Source organism: Nocardioides sp. Root240, assembly GCF_001428825.1.
In the GTDB taxonomy this organism is placed as follows: Bacteria; Actinomycetota; Actinomycetes; order Propionibacteriales; family Nocardioidaceae; genus Nocardioides.
Window position 1 is genome coordinate 18,166 of record NZ_LMIT01000001.1, and the last position, 15,486, is coordinate 33,651.

The 15,486-nt window shown below is 71.6% G+C and carries 19 protein-coding genes and 1 riboswitch; of the genes, 7 read left to right on the plus strand and 12 right to left on the minus strand.

The window, feature by feature from the left end; all coding sequences use genetic code 11:
* Positions 1-20 precede the first annotated feature (20 nt).
* From ASE20_RS00100 to ASE20_RS00110, 3 genes are read left to right on the plus strand one after another with little or no spacing between them, the layout of a single operon-like run.
* Positions 21-1,265 carry an amino acid deaminase/aldolase gene (locus tag ASE20_RS00100; protein ID WP_056892515.1) on the plus strand — a complete coding sequence of 415 codons (1,245 nt, stop codon included), beginning with the start codon at positions 21-23 and terminating at the stop codon, positions 1,263-1,265.
* Entirely contained in the window at positions 1,243-1,803 is a 561-nt protein-coding gene (locus tag ASE20_RS00105) for a uridine kinase (protein WP_225868970.1), read from the plus strand. Before ASE20_RS00100 ends, ASE20_RS00105 begins: the two co-directional genes overlap by 23 nt.
* Before the next feature lie 20 nt (positions 1,804-1,823).
* Complete coding sequence (locus ASE20_RS00110) at positions 1,824-2,708, plus strand: aldose 1-epimerase family protein (protein ID WP_056892516.1); 885 nt, start codon at positions 1,824-1,826, stop codon at positions 2,706-2,708.
* Positions 2,709-2,982: 274 nt separating this feature from the next.
* On the opposite strand, the gene ASE20_RS00115 is transcribed toward ASE20_RS00110, so the two are convergent.
* The 7 genes from ASE20_RS00115 to ribD are packed head-to-tail and all read right to left on the minus strand — an operon-like array spanning position 2,983 to position 8,013.
* Positions 2,983-3,438, minus strand: a complete 456-nt coding sequence (locus tag ASE20_RS00115) for a PH domain-containing protein (protein WP_225868969.1) — start codon at positions 3,436-3,438, stop codon at positions 2,983-2,985.
* Positions 3,438-4,280: an ATP phosphoribosyltransferase gene (gene hisG / locus ASE20_RS00120; RefSeq protein ID WP_056892518.1), complete on the minus strand. Its 843-nt coding sequence runs from the start codon at positions 4,278-4,280 to the stop codon at positions 3,438-3,440. Before hisG ends, ASE20_RS00115 begins: the two co-directional genes overlap by 1 nt.
* Positions 4,281-4,293: 13 nt before the next feature.
* The gene (locus ASE20_RS00125) at positions 4,294-4,557 is read right to left on the minus strand and encodes a phosphoribosyl-ATP diphosphatase (protein WP_056892519.1); all 264 of its coding nucleotides are present in this window, start codon (positions 4,555-4,557) and stop codon (positions 4,294-4,296) included.
* Positions 4,558-4,616: 59 nt separating this feature from the next.
* Positions 4,617-5,105, minus strand: a complete 489-nt coding sequence (gene ribH, locus ASE20_RS00130; protein ID WP_056892520.1) for a 6,7-dimethyl-8-ribityllumazine synthase — start codon at positions 5,103-5,105, stop codon at positions 4,617-4,619.
* A 1-nt stretch (position 5,106) separates the two neighbouring features.
* Positions 5,107-6,354, minus strand: a complete 1,248-nt coding sequence (locus ASE20_RS00135) for a bifunctional 3,4-dihydroxy-2-butanone-4-phosphate synthase/GTP cyclohydrolase II (RefSeq protein ID WP_056892521.1) — start codon at positions 6,352-6,354, stop codon at positions 5,107-5,109.
* Complete coding sequence (locus ASE20_RS00140) at positions 6,351-6,959, minus strand: riboflavin synthase (RefSeq protein ID WP_056892522.1); 609 nt, start codon at positions 6,957-6,959, stop codon at positions 6,351-6,353. Before ASE20_RS00140 ends, ASE20_RS00135 begins: the two co-directional genes overlap by 4 nt.
* Position 6,960: 1 nt before the next feature.
* A complete protein-coding gene (ribD, locus tag ASE20_RS00145) occupies positions 6,961-8,013 on the minus strand; it encodes a bifunctional diaminohydroxyphosphoribosylaminopyrimidine deaminase/5-amino-6-(5-phosphoribosylamino)uracil reductase RibD (RefSeq protein WP_056893034.1) in 1,053 nt (350 codons plus the stop codon).
* A 140-nt stretch (positions 8,014-8,153) separates the two neighbouring features.
* Positions 8,154-8,283: riboswitch (FMN riboswitch) on the minus strand.
* Between the two features lie 82 nt (positions 8,284-8,365).
* Between ribD and ASE20_RS24525 the strand changes: the two genes are divergently transcribed.
* From ASE20_RS24525 to ASE20_RS00155, 3 genes are read left to right on the plus strand one after another with little or no spacing between them, the layout of a single operon-like run.
* The gene (locus ASE20_RS24525; protein WP_157538348.1) at positions 8,366-8,509 is read left to right on the plus strand and encodes a hypothetical protein; all 144 of its coding nucleotides are present in this window, start codon (positions 8,366-8,368) and stop codon (positions 8,507-8,509) included.
* Positions 8,510-8,538: 29 nt separating this feature from the next.
* On the plus strand, positions 8,539-9,036 hold the full coding sequence (locus ASE20_RS00150; protein WP_056892523.1) for a cupin domain-containing protein: 498 nt from the start codon (positions 8,539-8,541) through the stop codon (positions 9,034-9,036).
* 26 nt (positions 9,037-9,062) lie between these two features.
* Positions 9,063-9,830, plus strand: coding sequence for a DUF817 domain-containing protein (locus ASE20_RS00155; protein ID WP_225868968.1), 768 nt, complete (start codon positions 9,063-9,065; stop codon positions 9,828-9,830).
* Here the strand turns inward: ASE20_RS00155 and ASE20_RS00160 are convergent.
* The 5 genes from ASE20_RS00160 to ASE20_RS00180 are packed head-to-tail and all read right to left on the minus strand — an operon-like array spanning position 9,820 to position 14,453.
* Positions 9,820-10,992, minus strand: a complete 1,173-nt coding sequence (locus ASE20_RS00160) for a lipid-transfer protein (RefSeq protein ID WP_056892524.1) — start codon at positions 10,990-10,992, stop codon at positions 9,820-9,822. The two genes, ASE20_RS00155 and ASE20_RS00160, sit on opposite strands and share 11 nt — an antisense overlap.
* A complete protein-coding gene (locus ASE20_RS00165; RefSeq protein WP_056892525.1) occupies positions 10,989-11,378 on the minus strand; it encodes a MaoC family dehydratase in 390 nt (129 codons plus the stop codon). The genes ASE20_RS00160 and ASE20_RS00165 overlap by 4 nt, the downstream gene beginning before the upstream one ends.
* On the minus strand, positions 11,375-11,764 hold the full coding sequence (locus tag ASE20_RS25110; protein ID WP_056892526.1) for a Zn-ribbon domain-containing OB-fold protein: 390 nt from the start codon (positions 11,762-11,764) through the stop codon (positions 11,375-11,377). Before ASE20_RS25110 ends, ASE20_RS00165 begins: the two co-directional genes overlap by 4 nt.
* Complete coding sequence (locus ASE20_RS25115; protein ID WP_056892527.1) at positions 11,761-12,285, minus strand: FAS1-like dehydratase domain-containing protein; 525 nt, start codon at positions 12,283-12,285, stop codon at positions 11,761-11,763. Before ASE20_RS25115 ends, ASE20_RS25110 begins: the two co-directional genes overlap by 4 nt.
* Complete coding sequence (locus ASE20_RS00180) at positions 12,282-14,453, minus strand: acyl-CoA dehydrogenase (protein ID WP_225868967.1); 2,172 nt, start codon at positions 14,451-14,453, stop codon at positions 12,282-12,284. Before ASE20_RS00180 ends, ASE20_RS25115 begins: the two co-directional genes overlap by 4 nt.
* Before the next feature lie 34 nt (positions 14,454-14,487).
* Between ASE20_RS00180 and ASE20_RS00185 the strand changes: the two genes are divergently transcribed.
* On the plus strand, positions 14,488-15,405 hold the full coding sequence (locus ASE20_RS00185; protein WP_056892529.1) for an alpha/beta fold hydrolase: 918 nt from the start codon (positions 14,488-14,490) through the stop codon (positions 15,403-15,405).
* Positions 15,406-15,486 lie beyond the last annotated feature (81 nt).

Genomic DNA, 15,486 nt, shown 5'->3' on the forward strand with positions numbered 1-15,486 from the left:
ATTCTCGCATCCGTGGAAGCATGGCCGACGTGCACCACTCGTTCGTCGCTCGGAACCGCCTCTGGCGGAGACTGGGTGAGGCCGTGCAGGCCTGGCCCGAGCCCCTGACCACCCCGACCTTCGTGGTCGACCTCGACGCCTTCGACGCCAACGCAGCGGACCTGGTCCGCCGTGCGGGCGGCAAGCCGATCCGGGTCGCCTCGAAGTCGCTGCGCGTGCCTGCGCTGGTCAGCCGCGCGCTGGCCACGCCAGGGTTCGAGGGGGTGCTGGCCTACACCCTCGCCGAGGCGCTGTGGCTGGTGGAGCAGGACGTGTGCGACGACGTGGTGGTCGCCTACCCCAGTGTCGACCGCGCCGCCCTCGCTGCCCTGGTCGCCTCGCCCCGCGCCGCCTCGCGGATCACGATCATGGTCGACGACGTCGCCCACCTCGACGCCGTGGACGCACTGCGCGCCTCGACGGCGGTGCCCGTCCGGATCGCCCTCGACGTCGACGCAGGGCTGCGCTGGGGTGGGCAGCAGGTCGGTCCGCGGCGCTCGCCGCTGTTCGACGTGGGCGCGATCGCGGAGCTCGCGCGGGCGGTGATCGACCGGCCGGGCTTCCAGCTCGTCGGGGTCATGACGTACGAGGGCCAGGTGGCCGGCGTACCGGACGACGTGCCGACGCAGCGCGCGAAGTCGGCGGTGGTCCGCAAGATCAAGCAGCTCTCCGTGGCGCAGCTCGAGGTCCGTCGTACCGCCATCGGGGAGGCGCTCGACGCGCTCGCCGGGCACGGCGACTTCACCGGCCTCACCTTCTGGAACGCGGGCGGCTCGGGCTCGTTGGAGAGCTCCGCCGCCGACCCGGTCGTCACCGAGGTGACCGCCGGCTCGGGGCTCTTCGGGCCGACCCTCTTCGACCACTACCGCGCGTTCGCGCCCCAACCGGCCGCCTTCTTCGGGCTGCCGGTGACGCGGCGACCCTCGGCCGACGTCGCGACCGTGCACGGCGGCGGGCTGATCGCCTCCGGTCCCACCGGCGCCGACAGGGCACCGACGCCGTGGGCCCCTGCGGGACTGCGTCTCACGGGCCTCGAGGGGGCAGGCGAGGTGCAGACCCCGCTCGTCGGGACCAATGCAGGCACGCTGGGGATCGGCGACCTGGTGTGGTTCCGGCACGCGAAGTCGGGCGAGCCCTTCGAGCACGGACGCACGGTGCTGCTGGCGCAGGGCGACCGGTTCGTCGAGGAGGTCCCGACCTACCGTGGGCACGGCGTCGCCTTCTGAGCCCCTCTCCCCCGCCGCGATCCTGTCGCTCGCGCTGTCGCGGCCGCCGACGCTCGGTGCAGGACGACTGATCTGCATCGACGGGCTCGCCGGCTCGGGCAAGACGACTCTCGCTCGTTCGCTGGCCACCCTCGCACCCGAGGCCGTCGTGCTCGGTACCGACGAGATGCTCGAAGGGTGGCGTGGACTGCCCGGCCTGGGCGCCTCCGTCGAGGCGTTGCTGCGGCCACTGGCCGCGGGTGCTCCGGGCAGCTACCGCCGGTGGGACTGGTACGCCGACCGCTGGGCCGAGTCGGTGACCGTCGAGCCCGCTCCCCTGCTGGTCGTCGAGGGCGTGGGATCGGCCGCTTCGTCGTACCGGGACCTGGTGACCATCCTGGTCTGGGTCGAGGCGGACCGCGACGTCCGCCTGGCCCGGTGGCTCGAGCGCGACGGCGAGGACCAGCGGCCGCACTGGGCGGACTGGCTGGCCGACGAGGAGGCGCTGCACCTGCGGGAGGGGACGCGGGCGCGGGCCGACGTGGTGGTCGCGACCTAGCCGCTCCTAGGCTTCGGGCCGTGAACGCACCCACCGGAGAGCAGTACGCCATCGCGTCCCACGGCTACGAGGCGGTGGTCACCCAGAGTGGCGTCCTGCGCCGGCTCCGGTACGACGGCCGCGACCTCGTCGACGGATTCGACGCGGACGCGATGCCGGCCGGAGGCCGCAGCCAGCTGCTCGTGCCGTGGCCGAACCGGCTGCGCGACGGCCGCTACGAGTTCGGCGGCGCGACCCACCAGCTCGCGCTGACCGAGCCGAAGCGCGGCAACGCCTCCCACGGCCTGGTGCGGTGGGTGTCATGGACCGTCGCCCGGCACGAGGCCGACGTCATCGAGCTGCGGTACTTCCTGCCGGCCCAGACCGGCTACCCGTGGGCGCTCTCCCTGACGGTGACCTACGCGCTCGGTGCGGACGGGCTCACCGTGACGCAGGGCGCGACCAACGAGGCGGACTCCCCCGCGCCCTACGCCTCCGGCGCGCACCCGTACCTGCTGGCAGGTCCCGGTCCCTGCGACGGCTGGGAGCTCGAGCTGCCGGCGTCGACGTACCTGACGGTGGATGACGAGCGACTGCTGCCGACCGGTCGGGCACCCTTCGCCGGCGTGGTCGCGTCGCCGCTGGGCGGGACCGTGCTCAACCACGCGGTGACCGACCTCGAGCGGGACGCGGACGGGGTCGCGACGGTACGGCTGAGGGCCGGCGGGACCGGGGTAACGCTGTGGGTCGACGGGCACCACCGGTGGCTGCAGGTCTACACCGGCGACGACACCCCGACGCCGCGGGTGAGTGTGGCCGTGGAGCCGATGACCGCTCCGCCGGATGCCTTCAACTCGGGCGAGGACCTGGTCGTGCTGGAGCCGGGGGCGAGCTCTTCGGCGTCCTGGGGCATCCGGGCGATCTGAGCCCGGCGGGCTGGGTGGCCCGACGCCGGCCACGGGGACGAGGCGGATCAGTCGATGACGTCGGGGCGTCGGTTGGGCGGAAACCGCATGCCGCACCGGCGTGTCGTCTGCGGTTTGGGACCAAACCGCAACACTCGCGGGTGTCGGTGGCGGGATCTCCGCGGGATCCGGCCCCAGCGAGGACCGGGCACCGTTTGGGCGGAAACCGCATGGCCCATCGGCGTGTCGCCTGCGGTTTGGGACCAAACCGCAGGGCGAAGCGGACCCGGAGCTGTCAGGCGGTGTGCTCTGCGACGACGGCGCGCAACTGCCGGACCGCGGTGGCGGCACGACCGCCGTCGGAGGTGTGGATGCCCATGATCGGGATGCGGGAGTCCTCGCCCTGCTCGAGGTGCGGCCACGGGGCGCCCTGGGGCATCCGGAAGGTGCCGACCTCGGACCACGCGAGCCGGCGCGTCCGGTAGCCGTTGACGATCGTGAGGCCCTCGGGCGTGGCGACGACACGCGAACGGGCCAGGCCGTTGAGCAGGACGAGGCCGCCGAGGACGATCGCGATCACGGTGCCGCGCTCGTAGACGTTGACGCTCGCCTTGGTGCCGTCGTCGAAGGTGATCCAGAGCCACGCGAAGCCCGCGACCAGTACGACGCCGAAGACCGCCGCCGCCATCCGCGGCCCGAACGGCCGCCAGGTGTGCGGCAGGGCGGGCGCGGTGACGGGCTGCTGGGACATCAGAGCCGGCATGCGTGGATGTCGGTGGTCAGGATGGCTCGCGCGCCGAGCGCGAACAGCTCGTCCATGACCCGCTGCGCCGTGGCCCGCTTCACCATCGAGCGGACCGCGACCCACCCCTCGCGGTGGAGCGGGCTGACGGTGGGACTCTCGATGCCGGGGGTCAGGGCGATGGCCTGCTCGACCTTCTCGGCCCGGATGTCGTAGTCCATCATCACGTAGGCGCGGGCGACCAGGACGCCCTGCAGCCGGCGGGTGAAGATCTCGAGGCCGGCCTCGTCGGCGCCCTGGCGGGTGATCATCACGGCCTCGGACTCGAGGATGACGTCGCCGAAGACCTCCAAGCCCGCGTTGCGCAGGGTGCTGCCCGTCTCCACGACGTCGGCGATCACGTCGGCGACACCGAGCTGGATGCTGGTCTCGACCGCGCCGTCGAGGCGGACGACGGAGGCCTCGATGCCCTGCTCGGCGAGGTAGCGCTTCACCACGCCGTCGTACGACGTCGCGATCCGCTTGCCCGCCAGGTCGGCCACCGACGTGGCGGTGCCGGGACGCGCGGCGAAGCGGAACTTGGACCGGCCGAAGCCGAGCTGGAGCGACTCCGCGGCGGTGGCGTGGGAGTCGAGGAGCAGGTCTCGGCCGGTGATCCCGGCGTCGAGGGTGCCCTCGCCGACGTACAGCGCGATGTCGCGCGGACGCAGGTAGAAGAACTCGACCTCGTTGTCGGGGTCGAGCTTGGTGAGCTGCTTGGACTCCGAGCGCTGGGCGTAGCCAGCCTCCCGGAGCATGCCCGAGGCGGCCTCGGACAGGGCGCCCTTGTTGGGCACGGCGATCTTCAGCATGGGAAGTGCTTCCTCAGAGGTTGGCGTAGACGTCCTCGAGCGAGAGTCCGCTCGCGATCATGAGGACCTGGGCGTGGTAGAGCAGCTGGCTGATCTCCAGCGCGGTGGCTTCCCGGCCCTCGTGCTCGGCGGCCATCCAGGACTCAGCGGCCTCCTCGATCAGCTTCTTGCCGATCGCATGGACGCCGGCGTCGAGCGCCCGGACGGTACCGGACCCCTCGGGCCGCGTCTGTGCCTTCTCGCTGAGCTCTGCGAACAGCTCGTCGAACGTCTTCACAGGGGTGGAGCCTACGGCGTCGCGGCGGACCGTCCCGCACCGGTCTCACCCCGGCGGAGTCAGCCGGTGTAGCCCCGGCTGCGCACCTTCTTCAGCGTGGCGGCGGTCTGCAGCGCCGCCGAAGCGGCCTCGTAGCCCTTGTCCTCGTGGGACCCCTCGAGGCCCGCGCGGTCCAGGGCCTGCTCCTCGTTGTCACACGTGAGCACGCCGAAGCCGACCGGGGTGTGGTGGTCGAGCGAGACCCGGGTGAGGCCGTCGGTCGCGGCGTTGCAGACGTAGTCGAAGTGCGGCGTACCGCCGCGGATGACCACGCCCAGCGCGATCACGGCGTCGTACGACGGCGCGAGGGCCGCCGCCGTGACGGGCAGCTCGAACACGCCGGGCACCCGCACCACGACCGGCGCCTCGAGCTTGTGGTCGGCGAACGCACGCTGCGCGCCGGCGATCAGTCCGTCCATCACCACGCTGTGCCAGCTGGCCGCGACGACCGCGACGCGGAGGTCGTGACAGTCGACGGGGGCGATGTCGGGGGCGCCGTGTCCGGCCATGTCAGAGGTCTCCTTCGAGGTCGTTCAGTCCGGGCAGCTGGTGGCCCATGCGGTCGCGCTTGGTGAGCAGGTAGGCGAGGTTGTGGCCGTTGGGGTGCGGCGTCAGGGGCACCCGCTCGGCGACCTTGATGCCGTAGTCCTCCAGCGAGCTGACCTTGTCGGGGTTGTTGGTCAGCAGGCGGACCTCGTCGACGCCCAGGTCCTTGAGGATCTGGGTCGCGGCGCCGTAGTGGCGCGCGTCGGCCGGGAGGCCGAGGTCGAGGTTGGCGTCGACGGTGTCGCGGCCGCCGTCCTGCAGCTGGTAGGCCTGCAGCTTGGCGACCAGGCCGATCCCCCGGCCCTCGTGGCCGCGCAGGTAGACCACCACGCCGCTGCCGTTCTCGACGATGCGGTCCATCGCCTCCTCGAGCTGCGGGCCGCAGTCGCACCGGCTGCTGCCGAAGACGTCGCCCGTGAGGCACTCGGAGTGGACCCGGGTCAGGACCGGGCCGCTCTCGCCGAGGGTCTCCGGGTCGCCGTAGACCAGCGCGACGTGCTCGCTGCCGTCGACGGTGATGGTGTAGCCGATGGCCGTGAAGTCACCGTGGCTGGTCGGCAGACTGGTCTCGGCCTCGCGGACGACGTGGCGCTCGACGCGACGGCGGTAGCGGACCAGGTCCTCGATGGAGATCATCGCGAGGCCGTGCTCGTCGGCGAAGGCGCGCAGCTCGGGCGCGCGCTTCATGGTGCCGTCGTCGTTGACGACCTCGACCAGGACGCCGGTCGGCGTCAGGCCGGCGAGGCGGCACAGGTCGACGGCGGCCTCGGTGTGGCCGCGGCGGACCAGGACGCCGCCCTCGCGGTAGCGCAGCGGGAACACGTGGCCGGGGCGGGTGAGCTCCCACGGCTCGGTGGCCGAGTCGGCGAGGGTGCGCACGGTGCGGGCACGGTCCGCGGCGGAGATGCCGGTCGTCGTACCGTCGCGGGCGTCCACGGAGATCGTGTACGCCGTACGGTAGGCGTCCTTGTTGTGGGGGGTCATCAGCGGGATCTCGAGCCGGTCGAGCATGGCCCCCGGCATCGGCGCGCAGATCACGCCGCTGGAGTAGCGGATCGTCCAGGCCATCAGCTCCGGCGTCGCCTTGCTGGCGGCGAAGATGATGTCGCCCTCGTTCTCGCGGTCCTCGTCGTCGACGACCACCACGGCCTTGCCGGCGGCGATGTCGGCGATCGCGCGCTCGACGTCGTCGAGCCTGACCTTGTCACTCATGCGTTGTTCTCCTTGGTGTACGCACGGACCAGCTTCTCCACGTGCTTGGCGATGACGTCGACCTCGAGGTTCACGCGGTCGCCGGGCGACCGGAAGCCGAGGGTGGTGCGGGCGAGGGTCTCGGGGATGAGGCTCACCGTGAAGCTGTCGTCGCCGGCCTCGACGACCGTCAGCGAGATGCCGTCGACGGTGATCGACCCCTTGTCGACGAGGTAGCGGCCCATCTCGGCGGGCATGGAGATCTCGACGACCTCCCAGTGCTCGCTGGGCGTACGGCGTACGACCTGGCCGACGCCGTCGACGTGGCCCTGGACGATGTGGCCACCCAGCCGCTTCTCGGCGGTGACCGCTCGCTCGAGGTTGACCCGGTCGCCGACCGCGAGGTCGCCGAGGCTGGTCTTCGCCAGGCTCTCGGCCATCACATCGGCCGTCCAGGTGCCGTCCGTGCGCTCCGCGACGGTCAGGCAGCAGCCGTTGACGGCGATCGAGTCACCGAGGCCCGCGTCGGACAACGTGATGTCGGAGGCGATGGTCAGGCGGATCGCGTCGCCTTGGTCCTCGATGGCCTCGATGGTGCCGAATTCCTCGACGATGCCGGTGAACACGTCATTGCTCCTCTCGGTGGTTGAGGTGCGAGCTCGTGAGCCTCGAAACCTCGTGGACCGGGCGCAGGACCAGGCGGACGTTGGCGTCGGCGCCCTCCCCGACCACGGTCGTGTCGGTGATCTCGAGGCGCAACGCCTTGTCGATCGATCGGATTCCGAGCCGGCCGACGGCCGACCTGCCGCTGCCGAGCAGCAGCGGTGCGACGTAGGTGATCACCTCGTCGACGACGCCCGCCTTGAGGAAGGCCGCGGCCAGGGTCGGGCCGCCCTCGAGGAAGACGTGGTGGCGGTCGTGCTCGGAGTACAGGGTCCGCAGCGCGTCGAGCGGGTCGTGGGTGCGCAGATGCAGCGTCTCGGCGGCGTCGTCGAAGATGCGTCGATCGGCCGGGAGGTCGCGGTCACCGACGACCACACGCAGCGGCTGGTGGGCCAGCGGCTGGTCGTCGTCGTCGCGGACGGTCAGCTGGGGGTCGTCGACCTCGACCGTGCCGGTGCCGACCATCATCGTGTCGCACAGCGCGCGCAGCAGGTGGGTGTCGCGGCGCGCGGGCAGGGACGAGACCCAGCGCGAGCTGCCGTCGGAGGCCGCACTGCGGCCGTCGAGGGTGGTCGCGAACTTCCACGTCACGAAGGGGCGGCCGTTGAGGTGCGCGAAGGTCCACGCGCGGTTGAGCGCGGCGGCCTCGTCGGCCAGCAACCCGTCCTCGACCTCGACGCCCGCCTCGAGCAGGGTCTCCCGGCCACCGCCCGCCAGCGGGTTCGGGTCGCGCTGGGCGACGACGACCCGTCGTACGCCGGCGGCGATGAGGGCCTGCGCGCAGGGGCCGGTGCGGCCGGTGTGGTTGCACGGCTCGAGGGTGACCACAGCGGTGGCCCCACGGGTCCGGTCGCCCGCGACCGCGAGCGCCTCGACCTCGGCGTGCGGCGTGCCCGCGCCGTGGTGGTAGCCCTCGCCGACGACGGTGCCGTCCTCGGCGAGCAGCACGCAGCCGACGCGCGGGTTGGGGTGCAGCGGCACGCCCGGGCTCGCCGCCAGGGCGATCGCACGACGCATCGCGTCGTACTCCCGGGCGAAGCTCCCGGCCGATGTGCTGGTCACTGCTGGCCTCTCGTGGTCCGTTGCTGCGGACTCCGGGGCTTGCAGGACGTCGGTCGGACGGAGGACCCGAAGCGGGCTTGCGCGTCCGACGACGCTTGCGTGCACTTCCCATCCGGACTTTGACCGTCGGTCCAGGAATTCCACCTGGTCAACCGATCACTGGCTGCGATCGGGTCGCGGACTTTCACCGCCGGCTCGGATTTTCACCGACCCCAGAGCACGCGAGCTCTTGAGGACATGGTGGCACAGCGGCGTGGGTTTGCGGATGTGGGCCCCCTCACGTGGACACGCGGGCTACCGTCGAGGGATGAACTGGCAGGCCCTCGGACTCGGATGCCTGGCCGGCGTGCTGCTGTGGTTCACGACCGACCGTTTCCTCCTGCTGCTCCTCGGGGTGCTGCTCGGCATCGCCTTCGGGATCGGGTTGGGCAACGGCACGAAATCCGAGTGACCCGGCCACCCCGGGCATAGCGTGGCGGCATGTCGTATCCCCCACCCCTGTACGACGGCGACGGCGAGGTCTCGGCGTGGGCCCGGCCCGGTGACGCACTGCCCGACCTCGTCTACCCCAACGGCAACCGGGTCCACCACCTCGCCCGCGGCGAGACGACCGGCGGGCTCTTCGGGCTCTACCGCTGGGAGTTCTCCGAGGCGGTGAGCGGCCCCGGGCTGCACTTCCACCGCTCGATGGCCGAGTCGTTCTACGTCCTGGACGGCGAGATCCGGATCCACGACGGCGTCGAGTGGGTCCGCGCCCGGTCCGGCGACTTCGTGCACGTGCCGCCGGGCGGCCTGCACGGCTTCCGCAACGAGTCCGGGGCGCGGGCGTCGATGCTGCTGCACTTCTCCCCCGGCGCCCCTCGTGAGCCCTACTTCGACGGCCTCGACCGGCTGGCGCGCGGCGAGCAGTGGACGCCCGAGGAGTACGACGCGTTCATGGCCGAGCACGACAACGTCTGGGTCGAGGACCCGTCCTGACCGTACGACGGCTCGTCACGCAGCTGGTGCGCTTCGGATGGCTCGAGCTGCAGTCGTGCGCCTTCGCGATCGGCGTGTTCGCAGGACTGGCCCTGGCCTTCGTCGTACCGCTCCCGGTGGCGAGGTACGACGCCCTCCTGGTCTGGTGCGTGGCGTTGACCCTCGGCTTCTGGGCGGTCGGGCTGGAGACCTGGCGCGAGGTGCTGGTGATCGTGGCCTTCCACGCACTCGGGCTCGGCCTCGAGCTGTTCAAGGTGCACGTCGGCTCGTGGGTCTACCCCGGCGACGCGGTGACCAAGGTCGGCGGGGTGCCGCTGTCCTCCGGCTTCATGTACGCCGCCGTGGGCTCCTACATCTGCCAGGCGTGGCGCCGCTTCGACCTGCGCGTCTCCCACTACCCACCCGTGCCGGTCACGCTCGTGGCGATCGGCATCTACGCCAACTTCTTCACCCACCACTGGATCGTCGACCTGCGGGTGGTGCTGGCGGTCGTCGGCCTGTGGGTGCTGCGCCGCTGCCAGGTCCACTTCACCGTCGGCGACGCCCGCTACCGGATGCCGCTGTCGCTGTCGTTCCTGCTGATCGGCTTCTTCCTCTGGCTCGCCGAGAACCTGGCGACCCTGCTGAACGCCTGGCGCTACCCCGGGCAGGTCGAGGTGTGGGAGGTCGTGCACACGTCGAAGCTCGGGGCGTGGGCGCTGCTGGTGACGATGAGCTTCGTGCTCGTCGCCACCGTGAAGGCGCAGGAGGGGCGGCTCTACCACGTGCCGGGCGAGCCGCACGTCACGCGCTGAGGATCAACCCGCTCGTCGGCACACCCGTGCCCGCCGTGACGAGGACGTTCTCCACGTCCGCGACCGGGTTGACCGACGTACCGCGGACCTGGCGCACGCCTTCGGCGATGCCGTTCATGCCGTGGATGTAGGCCTCGCCGAGCTGGCCGCCGTGGGTGTTGATCGGGAGGCGACCACCGACCTCGAGGGCGCCGTCCCTCACGAAGTCCTTGGCCTCACCGCGGCCGCAGAAGCCGAGCTCCTCGAGCTGCATGAGGACGTACGGCGTGAAGTGGTCGTAGAGGATCGCCATCGGCAGGTCGGCGGGCGTGAGGCCGGACTGCTTCCAGAGCTCGCGACCGACGACGCCGATCTCCGGGATGCCGATGTCCTCGCGGTAGTACGAGGTCATCACGAACTGGTCCTTGCCCGAGCCCTGCGCGGCGGCGGTGATGTACGCCGGCTTCTGGGCCAGGTCGCGGGCGCGCTCGGCGGAAACGACGACGATCGCGACGGCGCCGTCCGACTCCTGGCAGCAGTCGAGCAGGTGCAGCGGGTCGGCGATCATCCGGGAGGCCTGGTGCTCCTCGAGGGTGATCGGCTTGCCGAAGAAGAACGCGGCAGGGTTGGTGGCGGCGTGGCGGCGGTCGGCGACGGCGACGCGGCCGAAGTCCTCGGAGGTGGCGCCGTACTCGTGCATGTAGCGGCGGGCCTGCATGGCGACCGTCGCCGCGGGCGTGGAGAGGCCGAGGGGGTAGGTCCACGCGTTGTCGAGGCCGTTGGTGTTGACCTGCGCGGCGGCCCAGTTGGAGACCTGGCCGAAACGGTCGCCGGAGCGCTCGTTGAAGCCGCGGTAGGCGACCACGACGTCCGCGACGCCCGTGGCGACGGCCATCGCAGCCTGCTGGACGGTGGCGCACGCGGCGCCACCGCCGTAGTTGATGCGGCTGAAGAAGCGCAGCTCCGGGATGCCGAGCTCGCGGGCGACCGCGATCTCCGAGGAGGTGTCCATCGTGAAGGTCACCAGGCCGTCGACGTCCGCGGGCGTGAGGCCGCAGTCGGTGAGGGCGTGGCGGACCGCCTCGACGGAGAGCTGGAGCTCGGAGCGGCCGGACTCCTTGGAGAACTCCGTGGCGCCGATGCCGGCGATCGCGGCCTTGCCGGAGAGGGTGCGCTCGCTCATGCGGCCACCTTGACCGTTCCGATGACGTGGTCACCGAGGGACACCGCGCCGACCACCTTGATGGTGGCAACGCCGTCCTCGACCTCGGTCACCTCGCCGGTGAACGTGAAGGTGTCGTAGGGGTACGCCGGCGCCCCGAGCCGGATCGCGATGCCCCGGATCTGCACGTCGGGGCCGGCCCAGTCGGTCACGTAGCGCTCGCACAGCGCCGTCGAGGTCAGGATGTTGACGAAGATGTCCTTCGAGCCGGCCGCCTGCGCGATGTCGCGGTCGTGGTGGACGTCCTGGAAGTCGCGGGTCGCGATGGCGGTCGAGACGACCAGGGTCGGGGTGATGGGCAGGCTCCAATCGGGCAGCCGGTCCCCCACCTTCAGCGCGCTGCTCATCGGTCCACCTTCGTCCAGATCGGGAGGGTCAGGTCGTCGTCGATCACGTTCCAGCCGACGTTCGCGCGGTCGCCGATCTCGACGGGTCCGGTCATCTCGGCCACCATCCGCACGCCCTCGTCGAGGTCGAGCAGCGCGATGACCAGCGGCAGCTCCTTGCCGGGCACCTGTGGGGCGTGGTGGACGAGGTACGAGAACACCGTCCCCTCGCCGGCGGACACGACGTAGCCGCGGTCGAACGCGCCGCAGTCCGGGCAGGCTGGGCCGGGAGGGTGGCGCAGGACGCCACACTGGTTGCACTTCTGGATGCGCAGCTCGCGGTTCGCCGTACCTTCGAAGAAGTAGGCGTTGTCCCGGTTGACGACCGGGCGCACCGGGCCGCTCATGAGTCCCCCTTGGGGATGAACTTGAGGACCCGGAACAGCATGGTCGCCACCCGCTCGTCACCGACGTACCAGGTGTTGCGGGAGGTGACGAAGTACCCGACACCCATGCCGGTGGCCTTCGGTCCGACGACGGAGTCGAGCGCGGTGGTCACCCGGAGCTGCTCGCCCACCGTGAGGTAGCGGTCGTAGGCCTGTTCGCAGTTGGTGCCGAGGACGGCGGTGAAGCCGGCGTCGGTCAGCGCGCGCATCATCGCGTGCAGCGGGTCGTCCTCGGACGGCCTCCCGCCGAGGCCGTACATCGTCCAGACCTGGGCCATGGACGGCGGTGCCTCGCCCGCCTTGAAGCGGGGGTTGTCGACACCCATCGCCTCGAGCCAGTTGTTGATCGTCGGCTGGTTGACCTCGTCGCGGGCGTACCGCTCGGCGGCCTCGCCCCACGCCTTGATCCGCTCCGCCTCCGCCATCACCTTCTCGTGGACGGCCGGGTCCACCAGCTGCTGCGGCTCGACCGGGGCGCTCATCGAGGAACCCGCGGCAGGCCGAGGCCGAACATCGAGATCAGCTCGCGCTGGACCTCCTGGACACCGCCACCGAAGGTGATGACGAGGTTCCGCTTGGCCTGGCCGTCGAGGTAGTCGAGCAGGTCACGGGTCGCCGGGTCACCGGGATCGCCGTGGCGGTGGACCAGGGAGACCAGGTCGGCGAGCAGGTGCTGGACCTGGTCGGAGGCGAACACCTTGGACGACGACGCGTCGGCCACCTGGAGCTCGCCCGAGGCCGCGGCGCGCGCGACCTCCCAGTTGAGCAGCTCGTTGATGCGGAAGACCGCGGTGGTCTTGCCGAGCAGGTCGCGGACGTCGGGCTCGTCACGCACGCCTGCGGCGTCGGCCCACCGGATGACGCGGTCGCGCAGGCCCTCGATCCGGCCGGCCGGGCCGAGCATGACCCGCTCGTGGTTGAGCTGCGTCGTGATCAGCTTCCAGCCCTGGTTCTCCTCGCCGACGAGCATGTCGACGGGGACGCGCACGTCGTTGAAGTAGGTCGCGTTGACGTGGTGCGAGCCGTCGGCCGTGATGATCGGCGTCCAGCTGTAGCCGGGGTCCGAGGTGTCGACGATGAGGATCGAGATCCCCTTGTGCTTCGGGGCGTCGGGATCGGTGCGCACCGCGAGCCACAGGTAGTCGGCGTGGTGGCCGCCGGTGGTCCACATCTTCTGGCCGTTGACGACGTAGTGGTCGCCGTCCCGCCTGGCCGTCGTCCGCAGCGAGGCGAGGTCGGTGCCGGCGTCGGGCTCGCTGTAGCCGATGGCGAAGTGCACGTCGCCCTTGAGGATCCGCTCCAGGAACAGGTCCTTCTGCTTCTGCGTGCCGTAGCGGATCAGGGTCGGGCCGACGGTCTGCAGCGTGACGGACGGCAGGTGCACGTCGGCGTACTGCGCCTCGTTGGCGAAGATCGTCTGCTCGATCTCGCCGAGTCCGTGGCCGCCGTACTCCTTGGGCCAGCCGACGCCCATCCAGCCGTCGGTGCCGAGCTGCCGGATCAGGCGGGAGTACGTCGGGCCGTGGCGGTCCCACGCGCCCTCGACCGGGTCGGGGTCGTGCAGGCCCTCGTACTGCGCGGCGACGCCACCGAAGTACGCGCGCAGGCGGTCCTTGAGGTCGCGCTGCTCGGCGGTGAGCTCGAGGTTCTTGGCGTCCCTGGACTCGACGGGAACCTGTGCGGCCGTCGTGTCGAGCGCGTGGGCGAGGTCGGTGCCCCACGTGGTGAACCCGACGAGCGGGTAGGTGATGTCGACACCCATGCCGCCGTGGAGGTGGTGGCAGGTGCGGAAGGCGTAGGGCGCGACCTGGCTCGCCCAGTACCCGGCGACCGCCAGGTCCTCGGCGGCCGGGAGGCCCTCGGCGACCCGCCAGACGGCGTTGTCGGCGGCGAGGTCGAGGGTGCGGGAGGCGACGTAGACGTCGGCCATCTGCAGCGACACGGCCTGGAACTCGGCAAGCGCACGGCCGAACTGCTGGCGCCCCTTGACGTAGCCGGCGGTCAGGTCGCGTGCACCGCAGAGCACGCCGGCGGCGGTGACGGCGAGGCCGGCCCGGGCGAGGTCCCGGAGGCGGGCCGCGGCGCCGTCCTCGAGCACCTCGGCGGGCGCCCCATCGAGGACGACGGTGTGCTGCGGAGCCGCGCTGGACGCGCTCGACGGCAGCAGCTCGACGCCCTCGCCACGCGGGTCGACGAGCACGACGACCTCGCGGTCGCCCTCGGTGGCGACGACGAGGAGGCGGTGGGCGGCCTCGACATGGGTCACGGCCAGCTTGCGGCCGGTGACCCGGCTGCCGTCGTACACAGCGTCGCCGCGGAGGGCGGGCGTGACGACCAGCTCGCCGGTCGCGATGCCGGGCAGCAGGTCCTTGCGCTGCACCTCGGTGCCGTACGACGCCAGGGTGAGCGCGCCGCAGCAGAGCGTCTCCCACGCCGGCACCTGCACCGCGTGGCGGCCGGCCTCGCGGAGCAGCACGGCCACCTCGGTCAGGCCCAGGCCCTCCCCGCCGTGCTCCTCGGGAACGGGGAGCGCGGTCAGGCCGGCAGCGGCCCAGGCCGCCCACTCACGGGCGTCCGACTCGCGCTCGAGGACCTCGGCGACGACGGCGCGGACTGCCTCGCCCGCCTCATTGTTTGACTCAGCATCCACGATGCAAACTGTAACGTGTTCTAGTCTTGAGCGCATGGGGGTCGTCTCACTGGCAGAGGTCGCGCGCAACCGGGTCTACATCCCGTGGGTGCCGATCCCTCCGGGACGGATGGTCGAGCTGCCCGGACGCGGCGGCGCGACGTACGTGACCGACACGCCGGGGCCGAGCCCCGACTCCCCCACCATCGTCCTGCTCCACGCGCTGGGGACGACCGGGCTGCTGACCTGGTTCCCCGCGATCCAGCCCCTGTCGAAGCGGTTCCGCGTCGTCACCCTCGACCAACGCTGGCACGGGCAGGGCATCCGCAGCGAGGAGTTCTCGCTCACGGACTGCGCCGACGACGTCGCCGCGCTGATCGACGTGCTCGAACTGCGCGACGTGGTCGTCGGCGGCTACTCGATGGGGTCGATCGTCGCCCAGCGGGTCTGGCGCCAGCACCCCGACAAGGTCGACGGGCTGGTGCTCGGCGCCACCACCGACCGCTTCCAGCTCAACGCTGCCGAGCGCGGCTTCTTCCTCGGGATGGGCTCGACCATGCTCGCGCTGCGCGGCGTGTCGCGCTCCCGGACCGCTCTCAAGGCCGGGCGGCTCGCCGCCCGCGGCGGTCTGGCTCCCTCGGACATGCACGAGTGGGCGCTGCGGGAGTTCCGCTCGACCAGCCCGTGGGCCGTCGGCCAGGCCCTCGCGGCGCTCGGGCGGCACCACTCGCGACCGTGGATCGGCCGGATCGACGTACCGACGGCGGTGGTGGTGATGATGCGCGACCGGGTCATCCCGACCTCACGCCAGATCGCGCTGGCGCGCTCGATCCCCGGCGCGACCATCCACGAGGTCGACGACGGGCACGCCGGGTGCGTGCTGGCGTCGGAGAAGTTCGTGCCGAGGTTCGTCGAGGCCGCCGCGACGGTGAACGCGCGGCGGCGCGACTTCAGGCGGCCGGAGCCGCGCTGAGGATCCGGGCGCGGTAATCCGGGCGGCGTGAACCGGACGGGCCTCGATTGGGCACGAACCGCATGCCCGCACGGCGTGTCG